This window comes from Nonomuraea sp. NPDC049309 (genome assembly GCF_043196965.1).
GTDB classification, from domain to species: domain Bacteria; phylum Actinomycetota; class Actinomycetes; order Streptosporangiales; family Streptosporangiaceae; genus Nonomuraea; species Nonomuraea fastidiosa.
This window is the reverse complement of sequence record NZ_JBICSH010000001.1, coordinates 2188702-2208856: the sequence shown is the minus strand read 5'-3', so window position 1 is coordinate 2208856 and position 20155 is coordinate 2188702. Positions and strand designations below refer to the sequence as shown.

Here is a 20155-nt window from a genome sequence, read left to right as displayed (position 1 = left end):
CCCCTCTCGGTGCCGCCGATGAGCAGGGGTGGGGCGGGTGGCCTGTGAAGAGCGGCCGGGTGGCGCGGTCCCGGTGGAAACGCGACGGCCGGGCGGCCCCAGGGCGGGGCCGCCCGGCCGGTCGGCGGGCGTGAGCCGCGTGACTACGCGAGGCCGAGCTGCGCCTCGAAGCGGCCCTCCTCCAGACGACGCTTGATCGTCGTGAGGAAGCGGGCGGCGTCGGCGCCGTCGACGAGCCGGTGGTCGTAGGTCAGCGCCAGGTAGACCATCGAGCGCACCGCGATGACCTCGCCCTCGGGCGAGTCGATCACCACGGGCCGCTTGACGACGGCACCGGTGCCGAGCATGCCGACCTGCGGCTGGTTGAGGATCGGCGTGTCGAACAGCGCGCCACGGCTGCCGGTGTTGGTCAGCGTGAACGTGCCGCCGGTGATCTCGTCGGGCGTCACCTTGTTGGCGCGGGTGCGCTCGGCGAGGTCGGCCGTCTTGCGGGCGAGGCCGGCGAGGTTGAGGTCACCGGCGTTCTTGATGACCGCCGCGATGAGGCCGCGCTCGGTGTCGACCGCGATGCCCAGGTGCTCGACGTCGAAGTACGTGACCTCCATGGTCTCGTTGTTGATCGTCGCGTTGAGCTTCGGGTGCTGCTTGAGCGCCTCGATGGCGGCCAGCTCGAAGAACGGCATGAACGTCAGCTTGACGCCCTCGCGCCGCAGGAAGTCCTCCTTGGCCCGCTCGCGCAGCCGGGCGATCTTGGTGACGTCGACCTCGACCACGGTGGTGAGCTGGGCGGCGGTGTGCAGCGACTCGACCAGGCGCTTGGACATCGTCTGGCGCAGGCGCGACATCTTCTCGGTGCGGCCGCGCAGCGTGGTGTCGACCTCGACCGGCTCGGGCCCGGCGGCGACCGGGGCCTGGGCGGCCGGGGCGGCGGGCGCGGCAGCGGCGGGAGCCTGGGCCGGGGCGGCCTGCGAGGCGGCCTGAGCCTGGGCCTTCTCGCGCTGGGCCCTGGCGGCCTCGAGGACGTCCTGCTTGCGGATGCGGCCGCCCACGCCGGTGCCGGTGATGGAGTCGAGGTCGACTCCGTGCTCGGCGGCGAGCTTGCGCACCAGCGGCGTCACGTAGGGGCTCTCACCCGACGGCACCGCGGGGGCGGGCGCGGGCGACGGAGCGGCGGCCTGCGGAGCAGCCTGCGGCGCGGGAGCCGGAGCCGGCGCGGGAGCCGGGGCGGGCTGCGCGGGAGCGGGCTGCGGGATCGAGGAGGCCGGCTGCGCCGGGGCGGGCTCGGGCTCCGGCTCGGGCTGCGGCGCCGGCGGAGCGGCGGCCTCGGGAGCGGGGGCTGCGGCGCCCGGCTGGCCGTTCTCGTCGATGATGGCGAGCTCGGCCCCGACCTCGACCGTCTCGTCCTCAGCCACGACGATCTTGGTCAGGACACCCGCGGACGGCGACGGGATCTCGGTGTCGACCTTGTCGGTCGACACCTCGAGGAGCGGCTCGTCGGCCTCGACGCGCTCGCCCTCTTTCTTCAGCCAACGGGTTACCGTGCCCTCGGTCACGCTCTCGCCGAGCTGGGGCATCTGTACGGAGACCGGCATCGTTATCTTCTCTCGCGTTCTGGATCTCGAGGGCTGGACTAATTGTGTACGTGCAGCGGCTTGCCGGCGAGAGCCAGCATCGCCTCACCCATGGCCTCGGACTGGGTCGGGTGTGCGTGAATGAGCTGGGCGACCTCTGCGGGCAGGGCCTCCCAGTTGTAGATGAGCTGGCCTTCGGTGACGAGCTCGCCGATGCGCCGGCCCACCATGTGGACGCCGACGACGGGCCCGTCCTTCTGCGCGATGACCTTCACGGCGCCCGACGTGCCGAGGATCTGGCTCTTGGGGTTGCCCGCGAGGTCGTAGACCTGCTCGACGATCTCGATGCCGCGCTCTGCCGCCTGCTTCGAGGTGAGGCCGACCGAGGCCACCTCGGGGTCGGAGTAGGTGATGCGCGGCACGCCCGCGTAGTCGATGGGCGGCGGGTTGAGCCCGGCGATGTGCTCGGCGACGAGGATGCCCTCCGCGAACCCCGCGTGCGCGAGCTGCAGGGTCGGGATGAGGTCGCCGATGGCGTAGACGCCGGGCACGGAGGTGCGGCAGTACTCGTCCACCACGACGGCGCCGCGCTCGATGGCGATGCCCTGCTCCTCGAAGCCCATGCCGGAGGAGACCGCGCCGCGGCCGACGGCGACGAGCAGCACCTCGGCCTCGAGCGTCTTGCCGCCCGCGAGGGTGACGACGACGCCGGACTCGGTGGTCTTGGCGCTGTCGAAGAAGACGCCGAGCTCGTACTTGATGCCGCGGCGGCGGAAGGCCCGCTCGAGCAGCTTGGAGCTGGACTCCTCCTCGGTGGGCAGCAGGTGGGGCAGCGCCTCGACGATCGTGACCTCCGCCCCGAAGGAGCGGTAGACGCTGGCCAGCTCGACGCCGATCACGCCGCCGCCGAGCACGACGACGGAGGCGGGGACGCGCTCCATCTTGAGCGTGTGCTCGCTGGTGATGATGCGCTCGCCGTCGATCTCGAGGCCGGGCAGCGTCTTGGGCGCGGAACCGGTGGCCAGGACGATGTTGCGGCCCTCGTAGACGTCGGAGCCCACCTGGATCCGGTTGGGGCCGACGAGGCGGCCCTCGCCCTCGACGATGGTCACGCCCGCGGCCTTCAGCAGGCCCTGCACGCCCTTCCAGGCCCGATTGACGATCTTGTCCTTGAAGGCGTGGACGCCCTGGACGTCGATGCCCTCGAAGCTCGCCTTGACGCCGTAGGACTCGCTCTCGCGGGTCTCGTCGGCGATCTCGGCGGAGTGCAGCAGGGCCTTCGTGGGGATGCATCCCCTGTGGAGGCAGGTGCCGCCGATCTTGTCCTTTTCGATCAGGGCGACCGACTTGCCCAGCTCAGCCGCCCGCAGGGCACAGGCGTAACCGCCGCTGCCGCCTCCTAGGACGACGATGTCATAGGCCACAGGAAGGCTCCTTGTCGGGGTGTTCGTGATGCCGTCATCTTTTCATTTGTTTCAGATGCTCGCGTGCCGCTCCGCGACTCCGATGAGGGTGCGGGTGAAGGCGCCCGTGCCGCCCTTGGGGATGTAGCCGTACGGCTCGCCCTTGTTGTACGCGGGGCCGGCCATGTCGATGTGGGCCCAGCGCACGCCGTCGGGCACGAACTCCTTCAGGAAGATCCCGGCCGCCAGCATGCTGCCCCAGCGCTCGGGCTGGAGGTTGGCGATGTCGGCGACGGCCGAGTCGAGGCCCTTGCGCAGCTCCTCGGGCAGCGGCATGCCCCACGCGCCCTCGCCGGCGGCGCCGGCGGCCTCGACCACGAGCTCCCTGACGGCGTCGTCGTTGGCCATGACGCCGGCGGTGCGCCAGCCGAGCGAGACGATCTGGGCGCCGGTGAGCGTGGCGACGTCGACGATGAGGTCGGGCCGGTCCTCGGCGGCGCGGGCGATGCCGTCCATGAGCACCAGGCGGCCCTCGGCGTCGGTGTCGAGCACCTCGACGGTCTTGCCGCTGTAGCTGTGGATGACGTCGGAGGGGCGCTGGGCGGTGCCGCTCGGAAGGTTCTCCGCCAGGCAGAGGTAGCCGATGGCGTTGACCGGCAGGCCGAGCCTGGCGATGCCGATGAGTGCGCCGAGCACGGCGCCCGCGCCGCCCATGTCGGACTTCATCCAGTCCATGGAGGCCGACGGCTTGAGCGACAGGCCGCCGGAGTCGAACGTGATGCCCTTGCCCACGAACGCGAGCGTCTTGCTCGCCTCGGGGTGGCTGTAGGAGAGGCGGACCAGGCGCGGCGGGTTGGACGAACCCTGGCCGACGCCGATGAGGCCGCCGTAGCCGTCCTCCTTGAGCTGCCGCTCGTCGAGCACCTCGACGGTCAGGCCGGCCTTGCCGCCCTCCTGCTCGGCGAGCTCGGCGAACCTGGCCGGCCACAGGTCGGACGGCGGGGTGTTGACCAGGTCGCGGACCAGCGCGACCGACTCGGCGAGCACGCTCGCGCGCTCGGCCACGGCCTCGCCCTGGCCGGACAGCACGGTCAGCTCGGCGACGGGAGCCTTCTGGTCGCCGTCGGTGCGGTAGCGGGAGAACGTGTACGCGCCGAGCAGGGCGCCGAGCGCGACGGCCTCGGCCTCTTCCGCGGTGTCCGCGGGCAGCGCGAGCGCGGCCTTGGACTGGCCGGCGACGGAGCGCGCACCGGCGCCGGCGGCGCGGCGCAGCGCCTCGAGGTCGGGGGAGTCGCCGAGGCCGACGGCGACGAGGAGGGGAGCGGTGATCGAACCGAACGTGGGCAGCTTCGCCAGCTCACCCGCCTTGCCCGTGAAGCCGACGGCGTCGAGCGACGCGGCCAGCTTGCCGCCGAAGGCGGAACCCAGGGCCTGCGCGCCCACCGCGGGGACGGGGCCGTCCTGGCCGGACCGGAAGCCGACGATCAGGGCGTCGGTGTCGATGGAGACGGGATCTGCTGAGTTCAGCCGCACTGTGGTCACGTAAACCGATGCTATCCACGGTTTCTGCGTACTCACAAACAGGGGTTCATCCCATGAATCACAGCCGCGCGCCGGTCAATTAATGGTGCTAGTGTCATTGGCACCATGTTGCTGACGCTCGACCTCAACGACACCCGGCCGCTCCACGAGCAGGTGGCCGGGGCGATACGCCGTGCCATCGGTGAGGGCTCCTACCGGCAGGGCGACCGCCTGCCGCCGGCCCGCGACCTGGCCGGCGCCCTGGGCATCAACCCCAACACCGTGCTGCGGGCCCTGCGCGAGCTGCGCGACGAGGGGCTGCTGGAGTTCAGGAGGGGCCGTGGCGTCAGCGTCGCAGGGCGCGCCGACGGGCGTGCGCTGCTCGTCCAGCGGGCCCGCGAGCTGCTGGATGAGGCCAAGAGATACGGCTACAGCCGTGACGACCTCATCGCCATCCTGGAGGGATTGACGTGATGCCCCGAGCCGTCTCCGCCGTCTGGTGGCTGGCCGTGACCGCCGCCCTGATCGTGCCGGCCTTCGCCGTACGCGACCGCCTGCCCGATCCGATGGCCACCCACTGGTCGGGGACCCTGCCCGACGGCTCGAACTCGTTCACGGGACACCTCATCACGGTCACGGTTCTCTGGGCGGTGCTCGGCGCGGTCCTGCTCGTGCTCGCCGTGCGGGCGCAGGCCCGCCGCACGCTCAGGATGACCTGGTGGGCGATGCTGTTCGGGATGGGCACGCTGCTGGTCGGCGCCCAGGTCGCGACGCTGGCCGCCAACCTCGACGCCCCCGAGTGGACGGCCGCCACGCTGCCGGGCTGGCACATCCCCGCCGTGCTCGCGGTCATGTTCGCGGTCATGGGGCTGGCCGCCGTCCTCGCCAAGGGCGAGCCCGACGAGCCGTCCCCGGAGAGCCAGGAGCCGCCCGTGCTCAGGCTCCGCACCGGCCAGCGGGCGGTCTGGGTGAGCAGGGTCGTCAACCGCAAGCTCACCTGGGCCGTCGTCGCGCTCTTGGCCGTCACCGTGGTGACGGCCGCGTTCAGCGTGCGCGGCCAGGGACAGTCGTTCGTGACCGCGGTGCTGCCGGGCGCGGTCATCCTCCTCCTGGTCGGGCTCTCCACCATGGCGCTGTCCGTACGCGTCGGCGACGGCGTGATCAGGATCGGGTTCGGCCCGTTCGGCTGGCCCGCCCGGCGCATCAAGCTGTCGGCCGTCGAGTCGGCCTGGGTCGAGGAGCGCTCGCCCGTCGAAACCGGCGGCTGGGGCTTTCGCGGGGTGCCGGGAGCGGCCACCATCATGTTGCGCGGCGGCGAGTGCCTCGTGCTCCGCTACCGTTCCGGTGGGCAGCTCGCGATCAGCATCGACGACGCCGAGCGCGGCGCCGCCCTCATCAACGCCCTCATCGCGGAGCGTGCACAGCCATGAAAAGACCGCTGCTCGTCTACGTCGTCCTCGCATTCGGGCTCTCGTGGGCCGCCGCGCTGCCGCTGTGGTTCGGCGACGGGCTCGGCACGCCGCTCAAGGTGCAGGCGCTGGGCGCGCTGATGATGTTCACCCCCACGATCGGCGTGCTCGGCGTGTGGGCCGTCTCGCGCACGCCGTTCCGCCGGTTCGCCAAGGAGACCGGGCTCACCCTCGGTGAGCGCAGGGGCCGCACCGGCCGCCTCGTGCTCGCCGCCTGGCTCGGCGTGCCGCTGCTGACGCTGCTCGCCATGGGGATCAGCGCCGCCGCCGGCCTGGTCACGCTCGACCTCGGCGGGTTCAGCCTGCTCGCGGAGATGCTGCGGGCCCGCGGCGTCGAGCCGCCCGCCGACATGACCGGGGTGGCCGTCACCCAGCTCGTGCTGGCGTCCCTGCTGGTGCCCGTGCAGATCCTGATCCCGGCGCTCGGCGAGGAGTGGGGCTGGCGCGGCTGGCTGCTGCCCCGCCTCATCGCCGGCAACGGCGTCGTCATGGGCCTCGTCTACTCCGGGCTCATCTGGGGCCTGTGGCACGCCCCGCTCACCCTGCTCGGCTACAACTACCCACGGCTCGGCTCCTGGGCGGCGCTCGCGTTCATCGGCTTCTGCACGCTGGCCGGCGTGGTCATCGGGTGGCTGCGGTTGCGGTCGGGCAGCGTGTGGCCCGCGGTGGTGGCCCACGCGTCGCTGAACGCCGTCGCCGGGCCCGTCCTGCTGCTCGGTGACGCCGCGGACCCGCCGAACGAGATCTTCGCCGGCATCACCGGCGTGGCAGGGTGGGTGCTGCTGGCGCTGCTGGGCGCGGCGCTGCTCCGCTTCCTCCCGGTGGGCGTCCCGCATCCCGCCGTCCCCGCGACGGCGATCTCCGGCGAGACGGCGCCTTCCGATGAGACGGCGCCCTCCGGCGAGGCCGGGCAGGAGGTCACCGGGTCCGGCTCCACCCGTCACCCCGACGGGGGCTGAGCGGCCCCGGCCCGGCGGCACGTCAGGCGAGCAGCGCGAACGCCACCAGCGCCGCTGTCGTGGCCGTCTCCACGAGCGCGCCGAGCACATCTCCGGTGATGCCGCCGAGCCGCCTCCTGGCGCGACCGAGCAGCAGCAGGGCGGCGCCGAGCCCCGCGAGCAGCGCGACCGGCGCCGCCACGGGCGCGAAGATCCAGAACGACCCGAAGAGCCGGGGGAGCGCCATCTGGGAGACCGTCGCGAGCCACCCGATCGCGGCGGTGACCAGCAGGGCGGCCAGGGTGGCGAGCACGGCGGCGGGCCGGCGTACGGTGCCCGCGACCAGCGCGCCGAGCCCCTCGGGCCGCGCGGCGGGCACCCCCTCCCTGCAGGCCCACGTCAGCGCGAGCCGCCCGGCCAGGCACGCCGTCACCAGCGCGGCGCAGGGCGTCAGGACGCCGGCCGTCGGCCGGGTCGCGGAAGAGAGCGCCGCGACCTGGACGAGCAGCGTGAGCACCAGCGACACCACGCCGAACGGCCCGATGTCCGACTTTTTCATGATGTCGAGCGCCTGGGCGGCGGGTTTCGCGCTGCCCAGCCCATCGGCGAGATCGGCCAGACCGTCCAGGTGCAGCGCCCGGGTCAGCAGCGCCAGCAGCGCGATCGCCAGCGCCGCCGCCAGCAGCGGACGCCCGTTGAGCAGCACCAGCGGCAGGCTCGCGACCAGCCCCAACACGAGACCGACCACCGGTGCGAGCGCCATCGCCCGCCCCGCCACGCGGCGGTCCACCCGCTCCACGTGTACGGGGAACACGCTCAGCGTGCCCACGGCGAACCGCAGCCCGTCCATCGATCTCATAACGGGCGATCCTAGGGCCCACTAGGGTGGCGGGATGCACGTGCTCGAACTGCAAGGCGCCGGCGTCAAGGTCGCGGGCGAGACCCTGCTCCAGGGCGTCGACTGGCAGGTGGACTACGGCGACCACTGGGCCGTCCTGGGCCCCAACGGCGCGGGGAAGACGACGCTGATGTCGCTCGCGGCGGCGGTGCGCCACCCCAGCGAGGGCACGGTCAAGGTGCTCGGGCACCGGCTCGGCCGCGTCGACGTCCGCGAGCTGCGCCGCCACATCGGATTGGTCGCCTCCAGCCAGCGGCTCGTCGACGAGGAGCTGATGGAGGAGGAGGGGGCGACCGCCCAAACGGTGGTGCTCACCGGGCACACCGGCACGAGCGTCCCGCTGTGGGACAAGTACGGCGACGCCGAGCACGACCGCGCGCACCGGCTCCTCGCCGACCTCGGCTGCAAGGAGCTCGCCGAGCGGCCGTTCCGCGTGTGCTCCCAGGGCGAGCGGGCCCGCATCCGGGTGGCCAGGGCGCTCATGCCGGAGCCCGCCGTGCTGCTGCTCGACGAGCCGTTCGCGGGCCTCGACCTGCCCGCACGCGAAGACCTCGTCAGCGCCGTCGAGCACCTCGCCACCGTCCGGCCCGTCCTCACCACCGTGACCGTCACCCACCACCTGGAGGAGGTGCCCGCCACGACCACGCACGCCCTGCTCATGCGCGACGCCAGGGTGCTCGCCGGCGGCCCGGCCGAGGACGTGCTCACCTCCCGGCTCCTCAGCGAGTGCTTCGGGCGGCCGCTCCAGGTGGACAGGATCGACGGCCGCTGGTACGCCCGCGCCGCCCGCTCCTGACCGCCGCCTGCCCACCCCCGCCGCCGGGCCGGGCTGCGCGGCCGGCGGCTTCGCTCACAGTTCGAGCACGCGGCCCGCGACCACCAGGGCCACGTACTCGGATTCGGCGGCCAGGCGCTCGTTGAGCCGTCCCAGGGCGTCTCTGAACGCGCGCCCGCCGGCCGTCGCCGGCACCACGCCCATGCCGACCTCGTCTGAGACCGCCACCAGCGGGCGCGGCGCCTGCCGCCAGGCGGCCACCAGCTCGTCGCAGCGGGCCTGCACCGGGGCGCGGTCGCCCTCCCAGGCCCCGTGCTCGTCGAACACCGCCGCCAGCCACGTGCCCAGGCCGTCGATCAGCAGCGGCGTGGCGGCCGTGCGGATCGCCGCCGCAAGGTCGGTCGTCTCGACGGTGTCCCAGTGCGCGGGCCTGCGCTCCCGGTGCGCCCGTACGCGCGCCGCCCACTCGCCGTCGCCCGCGCCGGAGGGGCCCGTGGCCACGTACGTGACGTGCGGCTCCGCCGCCAGCCTGGCCTCCGCCTCCGCCGACTTGCCCGACCTGGACCCGCCGAGCAGCAGCGCCCGCCGCGGGATCCGCGCCGCCGTGCCCCGCCCCGGGGCCAGCTCCGTGCCGTCGGGCACGGCGATCGCGCCCCACAGCCGCAGCCGCCTGGCCAGCTCGTCCTCCGAGCGGATCCGGTGGTCGAGCCCGACGGCCGCCACCGTGGTCGCCGCGCCCGCCAGGCCGGCCCTGCGCAGCTCCCCGAGACGTTCCGGGCGGTCGAGGAGGTCGATCAGCACGACGTCGTACGGGGCGGGCTCCGGCGCGGGCACGGGGACGCCCCGGGGGAGATGCAGCAGCCGGCCGCCGTCCGGGCACACCAGCCCGAGGCCGCCTGCCGAGGTGCGGTAACCGGCGGGCAGGTCGCGGAAGGGGTACGTGACGCGGCCGTCCACCACGAGCCCGAACGGGCGGCGATGACCGGCGGGCAGCGCGGCGCACGAGGCGCACGGGCAGCCGGGCTCCGGCCAGCCCGCGCCCCCGGCCGTACCGGTGAGAAGGACCTTCACCGCGCCGAGCGTACAAAGGAGGCGGCCGCACACCCCCGCCGGGTCCCGCACGCCCGTGTCGCGGCGCCGCACCGCCCGCACAGGCCGCGCCGCCACCTCCCTCGCACAAGGGCCACGTGAGCCCGGACACAAGAGCCACGTGAGCCCGGACACAAGAGCCACGTGCGCCCGGCTGGCCCTTCCACACGTGAGGCCGGTCGGTCCTGTGCTGGACGTGAGGCCGGTCGGTCCTGTTCTGGACGGGAGGTCGGGTGGCCCTGTCTCGGACGTGAGGCCGGTCGGTCCTCCTTCGCGTGGGAGGCCGGTCGGCCCCCATCCCCACACGGAAGGCGCGGGAGGACGGCCGGCCGCTCCCCCGCACGAAAATGCGCGCAGGGCGGGTCGGCGGGGGAGAAGCGGGAGTCGGACGCGCGCTGTCCCCGCGGAGGCTGCACCCGGCGAAGCGCCGCCCTTCTCGCGCGAGGGGCCGCGGGGGGCGGTGCCCTTCCTCGCGCGGAGGGGGCGTGGGGTAGGTCGGTGGGGAGGGGTTCGGGGCCGGGTTCGTGGTGCTTGCGAGGATTGCGCCCGGCGAAGGCGTCACCTTCCTCACGTGAGAGGCGCGCGAGGCCGGTCGGTGGGGAAAGGTCGAAGGTAGGGTTCGCAGTGCCTGCGGAGGGTGTGCCGGCGAAGCCGCGGATAAGGAGCGTGTGGCATGACATGGCGATGGCGTTATGAGAACGCGCGTGGCGCTGAGGTGACGGACCGCTCTTTGCCGCGAGAGGTTTTCCCGAGCCAGGCCGACGCCGAGTCCTGGCTCGGCGAGAACTGGCGTGAGCTGCTCGAGGCGGGTGTCGAGCAGGTCGCGTTGCTCGAGGAGGACCGCGTGGAGTACACGGGATTGTCATTGCGCCAGGAATAAGGCGGCGGGAATACCGGGAATATGCGGAAACCCCTTGAGCGGAGGTACGGCTCAAGGGGTTTCCTCGTACGGGAGCTACGGCCGGGTGGCCGGGCTCACCGTCTTGGACGGGTCGCGCTCGACCACGTCGCCGAGCACGTCGTCGATCTTCTTCAGCACGTCGGCGTCGAGCTTGACGCCCGCCGCCTTGACGTTGTCGCGCACCTGCTCGGGGCGGGTGGCTCCGACGATGGCGCTGGAGACGTTCGGGTTCTGCAGCACCCAGGCGACCGCCAGCTGAGCCATGGACAGGCCCAGGTCGGCGGCGATGGGCTTGAGCTCCTGAACGCGGGTCAGCACGTCGTCCCGCATGAAGCGGGCGATCATGGCGGAGCCGCTCTTGTCGGTGGCCCGGGAGCCCTCCGGCGGCTGCTGGCCGGGCACGTACTTACCGGTCAGCACGCCCTGAGCGATCGGCGACCAGACGATCTGGCCGACGCCCTCCTTCTCGCACAGCGGCACCACTTCGGACTCGATGACCCGCCACAGCATGGAGTACTGCGGCTGGTTGGACACGATCCGGTCGAAGCCCATCTCGTCGGCGATCTTCAGAGCGCGGGCGATCTGGTCGGCGGTCCACTCGCTGACACCGACGTAGAGGACCTTGCCCTGGCGTACGAGGTCGTCGAACGCCTTGAGCGTCTCCTCGAGCGGCGTCTCGTAGTCGAAGCGGTGCGCCTGGTAGAGGTCGACGTAGTCGGTCTGCAGGCGGCGGAGCGAGCCATGGATCGACTCGAAGATGTGCTTGCGAGACAGGCCGCGGTCGTTCTTACCGGGGCCGGTCGGCCAGTAGACCTTGGTGAAGATCTCCAGCGACTCCCTGCGCACACCCTTCAGGGCCCGCCCCAGCACCTCCTCGGCCTTCGTCCCTGCGTAGACGTCGGCGGTGTCGAACGTGGTGATGCCCTCGTCGAGCGCCGCCTGGACGCACTGCTTGGCGGCGTCCTCCTCGACCTGAGAGCCGTGGGTGAGCCAGTTGCCGTAGCTGATCTCGCTGACCATGAGACCACTGCGGCCAAGGTGTCGGAATTCCATGCGTCCGACTCTAATAGCCATACATCGGATGATCTGATTCGGGATAGGGTGCGCGACGTGCTGAAGCTCGTACGGCTGGCGCTCACCGCCGCGATCCTCACCGCCATCGCGGTCCGGCTGCGCCGTCGCGCCCGCATGCCCGCCAGGCCGGACGCGGAGCGGACCGCACCGGCGCCGTGGCCGGCCGGTCCGGAGCGCCGCGTGCGGGTGTGGCCGGTCTGGGCGGCGGTCGCGGCGATCGTGGCCGTGGTGCTCGCGGCCGCGCTGGCGCCCTCGTCCGGCGCTTCGGACGGGCACGAGCGGGTCCGGCGGGAGCGCCAGAGCGCGTCGATCGCGGCGGCGGAGCGCACCGCCGAGCCGGCCACGACGGCCACATCTGAGCCGGCCACGACGGCCCCGACGGTCACGCCTGAGCCGGCCCCGCGGCCCGACCCGTACTGCGCGCCCGCGCTCGGCACGGGGACGGCGGGCCGCGCGGTGACGATCCGCCCGATCGACCCCCAGGTCAGGCGGGCGGTGAACCGCCAGTGGCGGCGCATCGAGCGGTGGCTGAAGACGAACGCGCCCCGCACGTACCGCACGCTCGGCGGACCGGGCAGGGCGCGCACGATCGCGATCGCCGAGGCGCAGATGGGGCTGCGCTTCCCCGACGACCTGCGGGCCTCGCTGCTGCGCCACAACGGCGCCGCCGGTTTCGGATTCGTCGCGGGCCCCGGCGGGGCGTCGAACCTGCCCATCCGCGAGATCAGGGACACCTGGCGCGCGGAGTGCAGGTGGAACCACACCGACACCGGGGACGACCCCTGGATGGAGCCGTGGAGCGGCAGGATGATCCCGTTCCTCGCCTTCGCCGGCAGGGAGAACGGCTCCGCCCCGTACGCCGTGGTCGACTCCGCCGACGGCTCGGTCGGCTGGGACGACGGGATCACCGGCATGGGACGGCGCCTGCCGTCGTTCCACGCGCTCATGCGGGCCGTCGCCGACGCCCTGGAGAACGGGACGGAGTTCGACGGCCTGCGGCCCGCGGTGAGGCGAGGCGTGCTGCGCTGGGAGTACGCCGGCTAGGGCGGCCCGTGCCGTTACTTCTTGGTCTTGGCCGGCACCGGCTGCCCGCCGACCTGCACCCTCGGCGGCGGGAAGCGCAGCTTGCGGATCTGCAGCGCCCGCATGGCCGCGTAGAAGCCCACGCCCTTGACGCTCTCGTTCGGCATCTTCTCGGCCACCAGCTTCTTCACCTTGAAGGCCACGTAGACCGAGGTGAGCAGCACGCCGAGCATCATGATCGGCCAGCCGATCGTCACGACGTAGCCCAGCACCTGGGCGCGGATCGACATCGGCCACGGAATCCACGTGGCCAGCAGGATCACTAGCGAGAACGGCAGGAAATACTGACTCGGCAGCCGCCGGGAGTCGACCCAGTCACGCGCGAATTTGCGCGCGGGACCCTTGTCGCGGGCAGGCAGATATCTCTCGTCACCGGCGAGAATGCCCTGACGGACCTTTTCCCGCTCGGCCGCCTGCTTGGCACGCATCTGCCGGTACGCCTCCTTGCGGTCCTTCGGCGCGGAGACGTACTGGCGCCGCCTGCCTTCGGCATCCCGGCGCTTGGGTGTGGGACGACCTTTACCCTGGGGCTTAGGATCGTCGACGGGGACGGGGGTGTCGTCCACAGAGGTTTGGGAACGGCGTCGCAACACGACGTCAACCCTACCTGGAGTGCAACTTAGTGACGCCCTCGTGCGTTATGCGTAGGGTAATCCCAAGGCGGCTGCGCTGCATCGGGATGTACACCAGCACGACCTAGAAGGGGACGGCCGACGCGCATGAGCGTTATGAAGAGACTTTCGATGATCTTCAAGTCCAAGGCCAACAAGGCCTTGGACAAGATGGAGGATCCGCGCGAGACCCTTGACTACTCCTACCAGCGGCAGCTCGAACTGCTGCAGAAGGTGCGCAGGGGGGTGGCCGACGTCGCCACCTCGCGCAAGAGGGTGGAGCTGCAGATCACCGGCTTGGAGAACCAGGCGAGGAAGCTGGAGGACCAGGGTCGCAAGGCGCTGTCCGTCGGCCGTGAGGACCTGGCCCGCGAGGCGCTGCAGCGGCGCTCCAACCTGCAGGCCCAGATCGCCGATCTGAAGGTCCAGCACGACAACCTCCAGGCCGAGGAGGAGAAGCTGACGACGGCCTCGCAGCGGCTGCAGGCCAAGGTCGACGCCTTCCGTACGAAGAAGGAGACCATCAAGGCCACCTACACCGCCGCTGAGGCGCAGACGCGCATCAACGAGGCGTTCTCCGGCATCTCCGAGGAGATGGGCGACGTCGGCCTGGCGATCCAGCGCGCCGAGGACAAGACGGCGCAGATGCAGGCCCGCGCCGGCGCCATCGACGAGCTGCTCGCCAGCGGCGCGCTCGACGACTTCAGCGGCACCCGCGGCGACGACATCCAGGCCGAGCTCGACCGCATGGGCGGCGGCATGGACGTCGAGCTGGAGCTGGCCAGGATGAAGGCCGAGCTGGGCCAGGGCCCGGCGCCGCAGCAGGCCATCGAGCAGGGCCAGGCGCCGCAGCAGGCGCAGCCCCAGCCGCAGGCCCAGCCGCAGCAGCAGGCCGGCCCCACCCAGCAGTACCGTCAGCCTGGGGAGGGCGCATGATCGTCAGGATCATGGGCGAGGGTCAGGTGGAGATCTCCGCCGACGACATCGCCGTACTCAACGAACTCGACTCCGAGCTCGAAGCGGCCATCGACGCGAGCGACGAGAAGGCCTTCCGCGTCAAGCTGCACGCGCTGCTCGACAAGGTGCGCCAGGTGGGCAAGGCGCTACCCGACGACAGTCTTGAGCCGTCAGAGCTGATCCTTCCCCCTGCGGACGCCTCGATCGAGGAGGTCCGGGAGATGCTGGGCGACCAGGGCCTCATCCCGGGCTGACATCGTGAGCACGCGGTTCGCGTCCGATCCCGGCCTCACCCGCCGGATGGTCGTGACGCTGTTCCTGCTGGGGTTGCTCTACGTCGTGTTCGTCGGCGTGCTGATCGCCCTCGGCGCTCAGGCGCTGACCGTGCTGGTGCTGGCGGGCGCCTTCCTGCTGGTGCAGTACTTCCTGTCCGACCGCATCGCCCTGTTCGCGATGCACGGGCGGGAGGTCTCGCCGCAGGAGGCGCCCGAGCTGCACGGCATGATCGACCGGCTCTGCGCGCTGGCCGACATGCCCAAGCCGCGGGTGGCGATCGCGCAGTCCGACGTCCCCAACGCGTTCGCCACCGGGCGTGACCAGAAGCACGCGGTGGTCTGTGTGACCACCGGCATCCTGCGCCGCCTCGAGCCGCAGGAGCTGGAGGGCGTGATCGCCCACGAGCTGTCCCACGTCGCGCACCGCGACGTCGCCGTCATGACCATCGCCTCGTTCCTCGGCATCGTGGCGGGGCTGATGACCAGGTTCGCCCTCTACACGGGGCTCGGCGGCCGCCGCAACGGCGGCCAGGGCGGGCTGCCCGTCGGCGTCATCATCCTGCTGGTGTCCGTCGTCGTGTACGCCGTCAGCTTCCTGCTCACCCGGGCCCTGTCGCGCTATCGCGAGCTGGCCGCCGACCGGGCCGGCGCCCTGCTCACGCAGCGCCCGTCCGCGCTGGCCAGCGCGCTGACCAAGGTGTCCGGCGACATGGCGAGGATCCCGACGCGCGACCTGCGCGAGGCGGAGCCGTTCAACGCCTTCTACTTCGCGCCCGCGCTGGCCAAGGGCGCTACGCTGGCCGCGCTGTTCTCCACGCATCCGCCGCTGGAGCGCCGCCTGGAGCAACTGGCCGGCATCTCCCGCCAGCTCGGAAGGGGCTGACAACCATGGGCTGGCTCGACGCGCTGCTCGGCCGGACGAAGCCGGTCAAGCCGAATCTCGACGCGCTGTTCGCGCTGCCGTCCGCGGCGGTGACGCTGCAGGCGGCGACCGGTCTCACGCCCACCGGGCTCGGCTCCGTCGCCTTCCGCGCCGCCGAGGGCGGCGCCTTCGCCAGTCTCGAACGCGACGTCCAGGCGCTGCTGGGCGATCGCGTCGAGAGGTCGTCCGACGGCTACGGCTACACCTGGCTGCTCGTACGCCGACCGCCGGAGGCGCTCAGCGACCTGGTCACCGAGCTGCACGCGGTCAACTCCTCGCTGGAGGGCGCCGGGTTCGGCCCGTCGCTGCTGTGCTCGCTGGTGTCGTTCGCCCGGCAGGACGGCGGCCGGCTCGCCGTCGTCTACCTGTACAAGCGCGGCACCTTCTACCCGTTCGCGCCGCTGCCGGGGGAGAAGCGCGACAACGCGCTCGAACTTCAGGCGAGGGGCGCGCTGGAGGGGGAGCTGCCGCTGGAGAAGGATCTCGGCCGCTGGTTCCCGGTGTGGGGCGCTCCGGGCCTTTGAGGCTGCGGGGCCGCGGGGCCACGGGGACTCATCCGCAGGGGCGCTCATCTGCGACTATCGCACCGAGTGATCTAATTGTCACGTGGAGCGAAGGTTGTACGTGTTCGCCGCGTGCGCGTTCATCGTGGCGGCGGTACTGGGCAGCGCCTGGATCACCGGCCAGTTCACCACGCCCGCGGTCGACAGGACGCACGGCTTCGTCAGCGAACTCGCCGCCCGCGACCAGCCGTGGACCCGGCTGTTCCGGGTCTGCGACGGGCTCGCGGGGCTCGCGTGCGCGCTCGGCGTGCTGCTGGTGCCCCGCGTCGCCCGTGAATGGCCGGGCTGGCTGGCGCTGGCCGCGTTCGGGCTGCTCACCTTCGTAGGCGGGCTGTTCCCGCTCGACTGCGCCGCGCTCAGTGACCCCTCCTGCGCCGCGGGCGGCGTCTCGCTCGCCCACCGGCTGCACGAGACGGCGGGCGCGCTCGGCACGCTCGCCGTCCTGGCCGCCATGGCGCTGCTCGCGGCGTGCTGGCGGTCGTGGGTCGCCTGGCTGCTCACCTGGCTCAGCCTGGTCACCACGCTGCTGCTGGTGATAGCGCTCCTGGCGGGCCAGGGTGCCGGCCTCGCGCACCGCGCCCAGCTCACGGTGATCGCGTTCTGGCTCGTGTACGTCGCGCTCCACCTCCTGGTCACCGACGACGTCCCTCAGGACCGCGCCGACGGTGCCGGGACCGCCGCCACCGACGACCCGTACGGTGCGGGCTGCCTGCGGGTCGCGCCCGGCCGCATGGGCGGCGTGGGCGGCGCGCGAGTCCTGCCACCGCCGCCCGCCGGAGGCCCCGTCATCCCGCCCCCGGCGGGGGACGGGCAGGCCGCGCCGCCACCGCCCGCGGACGGGCGCGTACCGCCACGGCCTCCCACAGCGAGCGGCCGGATGGTGCCCGCGGCTCCTGCGGGCGGGCGCGTCCTGCCTCCGCCGCCCGCGGGCGGGCCGCACGTCGTCGAGCAGGGCGAAGGGCCTGCCGTGCTCATCACCGCAGGTCCCGGTGGCGCCTGGTTCCACTGGGACGCCGTGGCCGAGCTGCTGGCCGGCCGCCGCCGGGTCATCCGCTTCGACCGCCCGGGGCTCGGACTCAGCCCGCGTCCCGTGACCCCGCCGACCCTGTACGCCGAGGTCGCCCGCCTGGCCGCGCTCGCGCCCGCGCACCCCGAGCAGGTGACGCTCGTCGCGCACGGCGTCGCCTGCTGGCACGCGGAGGCGTTCGCCCGGCTGCACCCGCTGTGCCTGGCCGGGCTCGTCCTGGTGGACCCGGCCTGCGTGGCCGGGCGCCGCCCGTACGCCGCGGCCAGGAACGCAGGGCGGTGGCTGCCCGCGCTGGGCGGCACGTGGGGCGCGGCCGTGCTCGCCCGCCTGACGGGTCCCGTCGCGCACCGGCTGCTCACCGGCCGGCCCGACCCGTCCGGCGTGTACGTTCTCGGCAAGGTGCCCGCCGCCGTCGTGGGGGAGTGGCTCGCCCGGGGCGACATGGCCGCCGACCTGCTCCTGCTCCGCGCCGACAAGCCCTTCCCCGCCGTCCCGGTCACCGTGATCAGCGGTGCGGACGCCGACCGGTGCCAGGCCAGGCTCGCCGCCGCGCTCGGCGGCAGGCACGTACGGCTGCCGGAGATCGGCCGCCGCATCCCGCTCCGCGCCCCGCACGCCATCGCCGAGGCCGTGACGGCCGGCCACGTGAACGCCTGACGCGCGGCTCGGTGATCCCGCGGCGGGAGGCCCGGCGAGACGCCAGAATGGCGGTAAAGTCGCCGTTTCGTGGGGGATGTGCCACTGCCGGACCACGCGCCCCTGCGTCCTGGCGACCCCGCGACGGTCGGCGGCTACCGCCTGACCGGGCGGCTCGGCGAGGGCGGGCAGGGCATCGTCTACCTCGCCACGGCCGCCGACGGGACGCGTGTCGCGGTCAAGCTGCTGCGCGCCGACCTGGTGGGCGACGCCCAGGCGTCGGAGCGGTTCGTCCGCGAGGTGGCGATGGCCAGGCGGGTGGCGCCGTTCTGCACCGCCCAGGTCATCGAGACCGGGCTGAGCGACGGGCGGCCGTACATCGTCAGCGAGTACATCGACGGCCGCACCCTGAGCGACGTCGTACGCGACCAGGGCCCGCGCACCGGCACCGCCCTGCACCGCCTGGCCATCGGCACCGTCACCGCGCTCGTCGCCATCCACCAGGCCGGCATCGTGCACCGGGACTTCAAACCGTCGAACGTGGTGCTGGCCCCCGACGGGCCGCGCGTCATCGACTTCGGCATCGCCAAGGCGCTCGACCTGGCGTCGACGCTCACCAGCGCCGTGGTCGGCACGCCGTCGTACATGGCGCCCGAGCAGCTCGGCGACGAGGGTCCCGGGCCGAAGTCGGACATGTTCGCCTGGGCGGGCACGATCGTCTTCGCCGCCTCGGGACGGCCGCCGTTCGGGCAGGACAGCGTGGCCGCCGTGGTGAACCGCATCCTGCACGCCGAGGCCGACGTCTCCTGCATCGGCGACCCGGCCCTCCGCGCGCTGGTCTCCGAGTGCCTGGCCAAGGACCCGGACAGCAGGCCGGCCGCCGACGAGGCTCTCCTGCGCCTGCTCGGCCACGTCCCGGCCGCGCCGCGCCACCCCTTCCCGCCCCAGCCCGCAGGCCGGCCCGCCGCGCACCCCTCAGCGCCTCAGGCCTCGCCGCCTCAAGCCTCGTCACCTCAGGCCTCGCCGCCTCAAGCCTCGTCACCCCAGGCTCCGCCGCCTCAGGCCTCGCCGCTTCCGGGCTCACCGCCTCCGAACCCGCCGTCCCAGAGCCCGCCGCCTCAGGACCCGTCGTCTCAGGGCCTGGCATCTCAGGCGGTGCCCCGGCAGGGCCTTCTCCTGGAGGGCAGCGCCGCCTCGCGGAACACGCCCTCAGAGCACAGCGGACCCGGAGCGGGCGGCGCGGCAACGCCCGCCGGGCCGCACGATCAGGCCGCGTCATCCGCCGTGCCGGGCGGTCGCAGCGCGCCGGCCGCGCCGGAGGGGCGGGGCACGTCGCCGGCCCCGAGCGGCGGGCCTGAGCGGGCGGCGCGGCGGCGGAGGGCGGCGCTGGTGGTGGCGGGCGTCACCGCGGGGCTGCTGGGGCTGGCGGCCGCGGCCACGCTGGTCGCCGTACGGCTGAACGCGCCACCGCCGCCCACTACCGGCCCGACCCCGTCGGCGGCGGCCGTCACGACGGCGGCGACCGCCGACGCGCCCGGGGTGCGCACGTACACGCTGCCGGGCACCTCCGTGGAGGTCAGGGAGAGCGACGCCGACCCCGTCAAGCTGGTCTCCTACACCCTGGGCGGCGGCAAGCGCCTCTACGTGCGCAAGCACGACACGAACGAGTTCGCCCCGGAGGAGCGCTACTTCGAGTACGCCCTCGATCCCAGGACGGACCTCGCCCTGGCCACCGACGTGGACTACAGCACGGACCTGTTCTCCACCGTCTCCATCGTCGATCACCGCACCGGTACCAAGCGCGTGGTCAAGCTGAGCCAGAAGCCGGTGTTCCCGACCACGCCCCGCTGGTCGCCGGACGGCGAGCGGGGCCTGGTCACCCTCTACAAGGGCGAGGGCGACACCGTGCGGACGTACGGCTTCGGCATCATCGACGTCGCCGCGGGCCGGGGCGAGGTGTACGAGGTGCGGGAGAAGGGCGCGGGGGAGTGGCGCTTCTTCTGGGACGCGGGCGGCCGCGCGGTGGGCACGTGGGCGGGCGGCGCGATGACGTTCTACGGCCTGGACGGCAAGGTGCTGCGCACGCTCAAGGACGCCGGCTCGCCGGTGTGGGTGGAGGGCGACGACGTCTCGCCGTCAGGGGGCCGGTTCCTGGCGCACTGCACGCCGGAGGGGACCGCGGTGTGCGTGCGCCCGACGGCGGGCGGCGACCCGGTCACCGTGCCGATCGCCGCCGAACGGCTCATCGGCTGGTGGGACGACGACCACCTGGCGGCGTGGCGGCGGGCGGGCGACGGCTACGAGGCGGTCGTGGTGGACCTCAAGGGCCGGGTCGGCAGGGTGCTGGCGAAGGCCCCCGACAAGGCGCAGTTCGACGCGATGGGCTTCCGTTTCGCCAGGCCCACCGCGTAGGTCAGGCGGATTCCCGCATCGCCGCGCGGC

At 73.0% G+C, this 20155-nt stretch carries 19 protein-coding genes; 12 read left to right on the top strand and 7 right to left on the bottom strand.

Annotated elements, in window-relative coordinates:
- Positions 1-143 precede the first annotated feature (143 nt).
- The 3 genes from sucB to ACGFIM_RS09890 are packed head-to-tail and all read right to left on the bottom strand — an operon-like array spanning position 144 to position 4516.
- Positions 144-1592 (bottom strand): 2-oxoglutarate dehydrogenase, E2 component, dihydrolipoamide succinyltransferase, encoded by a 1449-nt coding sequence (gene sucB / locus ACGFIM_RS09900; RefSeq protein WP_393197457.1) that lies wholly within the window; start codon positions 1590-1592, stop codon positions 144-146.
- A gap of 38 nt (positions 1593-1630) precedes the next feature.
- The gene (gene lpdA / locus ACGFIM_RS09895) at positions 1631-2995 is read right to left on the bottom strand and encodes a dihydrolipoyl dehydrogenase (RefSeq protein WP_393197454.1); all 1365 of its coding nucleotides are present in this window, start codon (positions 2993-2995) and stop codon (positions 1631-1633) included.
- 51 nt (positions 2996-3046) lie between these two features.
- A complete protein-coding gene (locus tag ACGFIM_RS09890; protein WP_393197451.1) occupies positions 3047-4516 on the bottom strand; it encodes a leucyl aminopeptidase in 1470 nt (489 codons plus the stop codon).
- A gap of 105 nt (positions 4517-4621) precedes the next feature.
- Between ACGFIM_RS09890 and ACGFIM_RS09885 the strand changes: the two genes are divergently transcribed.
- The 3 genes from ACGFIM_RS09885 to ACGFIM_RS09875 are packed head-to-tail and all read left to right on the top strand — an operon-like array spanning position 4622 to position 6923.
- The gene (locus ACGFIM_RS09885; protein WP_393197448.1) at positions 4622-4969 is read left to right on the top strand and encodes a GntR family transcriptional regulator; all 348 of its coding nucleotides are present in this window, start codon (positions 4622-4624) and stop codon (positions 4967-4969) included.
- Complete coding sequence (locus ACGFIM_RS09880; RefSeq protein ID WP_393197445.1) at positions 4969-5925, top strand: hypothetical protein; 957 nt, start codon at positions 4969-4971, stop codon at positions 5923-5925. The genes ACGFIM_RS09885 and ACGFIM_RS09880 overlap by 1 nt, the downstream gene beginning before the upstream one ends.
- Positions 5922-6923, top strand: coding sequence for a CPBP family intramembrane glutamic endopeptidase (locus ACGFIM_RS09875; protein ID WP_393197442.1), 1002 nt, complete (start codon positions 5922-5924; stop codon positions 6921-6923). Before ACGFIM_RS09880 ends, ACGFIM_RS09875 begins: the two co-directional genes overlap by 4 nt.
- A 22-nt stretch (positions 6924-6945) precedes the next feature.
- Here ACGFIM_RS09875 and ACGFIM_RS09870 read toward each other — a convergent pair whose 3' ends face one another.
- Positions 6946-7761, bottom strand: a complete 816-nt coding sequence (locus ACGFIM_RS09870) for an adenosylcobinamide-GDP ribazoletransferase (protein WP_393197439.1) — start codon at positions 7759-7761, stop codon at positions 6946-6948.
- 34 nt (positions 7762-7795) lie between these two features.
- Here ACGFIM_RS09870 and ACGFIM_RS09865 point away from each other — a divergent pair, with 34 nt between their 5' ends.
- A complete protein-coding gene (locus ACGFIM_RS09865; protein WP_393197436.1) occupies positions 7796-8596 on the top strand; it encodes an ABC transporter ATP-binding protein in 801 nt (266 codons plus the stop codon).
- 54 nt (positions 8597-8650) lie between these two features.
- Here the strand turns inward: ACGFIM_RS09865 and ACGFIM_RS09860 are convergent, their stop codons facing one another.
- Positions 8651-9646 (bottom strand): bifunctional adenosylcobinamide kinase/adenosylcobinamide-phosphate guanylyltransferase, encoded by a 996-nt coding sequence (locus ACGFIM_RS09860; protein ID WP_393197433.1) that lies wholly within the window; start codon positions 9644-9646, stop codon positions 8651-8653.
- A 691-nt stretch (positions 9647-10337) separates the two neighbouring features.
- Between ACGFIM_RS09860 and ACGFIM_RS09855 the strand changes: the two genes are divergently transcribed.
- Positions 10338-10544 carry a hypothetical protein gene (locus ACGFIM_RS09855; RefSeq protein ID WP_393197430.1) on the top strand — a complete coding sequence of 69 codons (207 nt, stop codon included), beginning with the start codon at positions 10338-10340 and terminating at the stop codon, positions 10542-10544.
- 75 nt (positions 10545-10619) lie between these two features.
- Here ACGFIM_RS09855 and ACGFIM_RS09850 read toward each other — a convergent pair whose 3' ends face one another.
- The gene (locus ACGFIM_RS09850; RefSeq protein ID WP_393197426.1) at positions 10620-11618 is read right to left on the bottom strand and encodes an aldo/keto reductase family protein; all 999 of its coding nucleotides are present in this window, start codon (positions 11616-11618) and stop codon (positions 10620-10622) included.
- A gap of 57 nt (positions 11619-11675) precedes the next feature.
- On the opposite strand from ACGFIM_RS09850, the gene ACGFIM_RS09845 reads away from it, so the two are divergent.
- A complete protein-coding gene (locus tag ACGFIM_RS09845; RefSeq protein ID WP_393197423.1) occupies positions 11676-12683 on the top strand; it encodes an SMI1/KNR4 family protein in 1008 nt (335 codons plus the stop codon).
- Positions 12684-12697: 14 nt separating this feature from the next.
- On the opposite strand, the gene ACGFIM_RS09840 is transcribed toward ACGFIM_RS09845, so the two are convergent.
- On the bottom strand, positions 12698-13288 hold the full coding sequence (locus ACGFIM_RS09840) for a DUF3043 domain-containing protein (RefSeq protein ID WP_393197420.1): 591 nt from the start codon (positions 13286-13288) through the stop codon (positions 12698-12700).
- 153 nt (positions 13289-13441) lie between these two features.
- Between ACGFIM_RS09840 and ACGFIM_RS09835 the strand changes: the two genes are divergently transcribed.
- From ACGFIM_RS09835 to ACGFIM_RS09810, 6 genes are all read left to right on the top strand, one after another.
- Positions 13442-14269, top strand: coding sequence for a PspA/IM30 family protein (locus tag ACGFIM_RS09835; RefSeq protein ID WP_393197417.1), 828 nt, complete (start codon positions 13442-13444; stop codon positions 14267-14269).
- Positions 14266-14544, top strand: a complete 279-nt coding sequence (locus ACGFIM_RS09830; RefSeq protein ID WP_393197415.1) for a hypothetical protein — start codon at positions 14266-14268, stop codon at positions 14542-14544. Before ACGFIM_RS09835 ends, ACGFIM_RS09830 begins: the two co-directional genes overlap by 4 nt.
- Before the next feature lies 1 nt (position 14545).
- Entirely contained in the window at positions 14546-15448 is a 903-nt protein-coding gene (htpX, locus tag ACGFIM_RS09825; RefSeq protein ID WP_393199700.1) for a zinc metalloprotease HtpX, read from the top strand.
- A gap of 5 nt (positions 15449-15453) precedes the next feature.
- Positions 15454-16011 carry a hypothetical protein gene (locus ACGFIM_RS09820; RefSeq protein WP_393197412.1) on the top strand — a complete coding sequence of 186 codons (558 nt, stop codon included), beginning with the start codon at positions 15454-15456 and terminating at the stop codon, positions 16009-16011.
- Between the two features lie 82 nt (positions 16012-16093).
- On the top strand, positions 16094-17734 hold the full coding sequence (locus ACGFIM_RS09815; protein ID WP_393197409.1) for an alpha/beta fold hydrolase: 1641 nt from the start codon (positions 16094-16096) through the stop codon (positions 17732-17734).
- Positions 17735-17803: 69 nt separating this feature from the next.
- Positions 17804-20125, top strand: a complete 2322-nt coding sequence (locus ACGFIM_RS09810; protein ID WP_393197406.1) for a serine/threonine-protein kinase — start codon at positions 17804-17806, stop codon at positions 20123-20125.
- Positions 20126-20155: the final 30 nt, after the last annotated feature.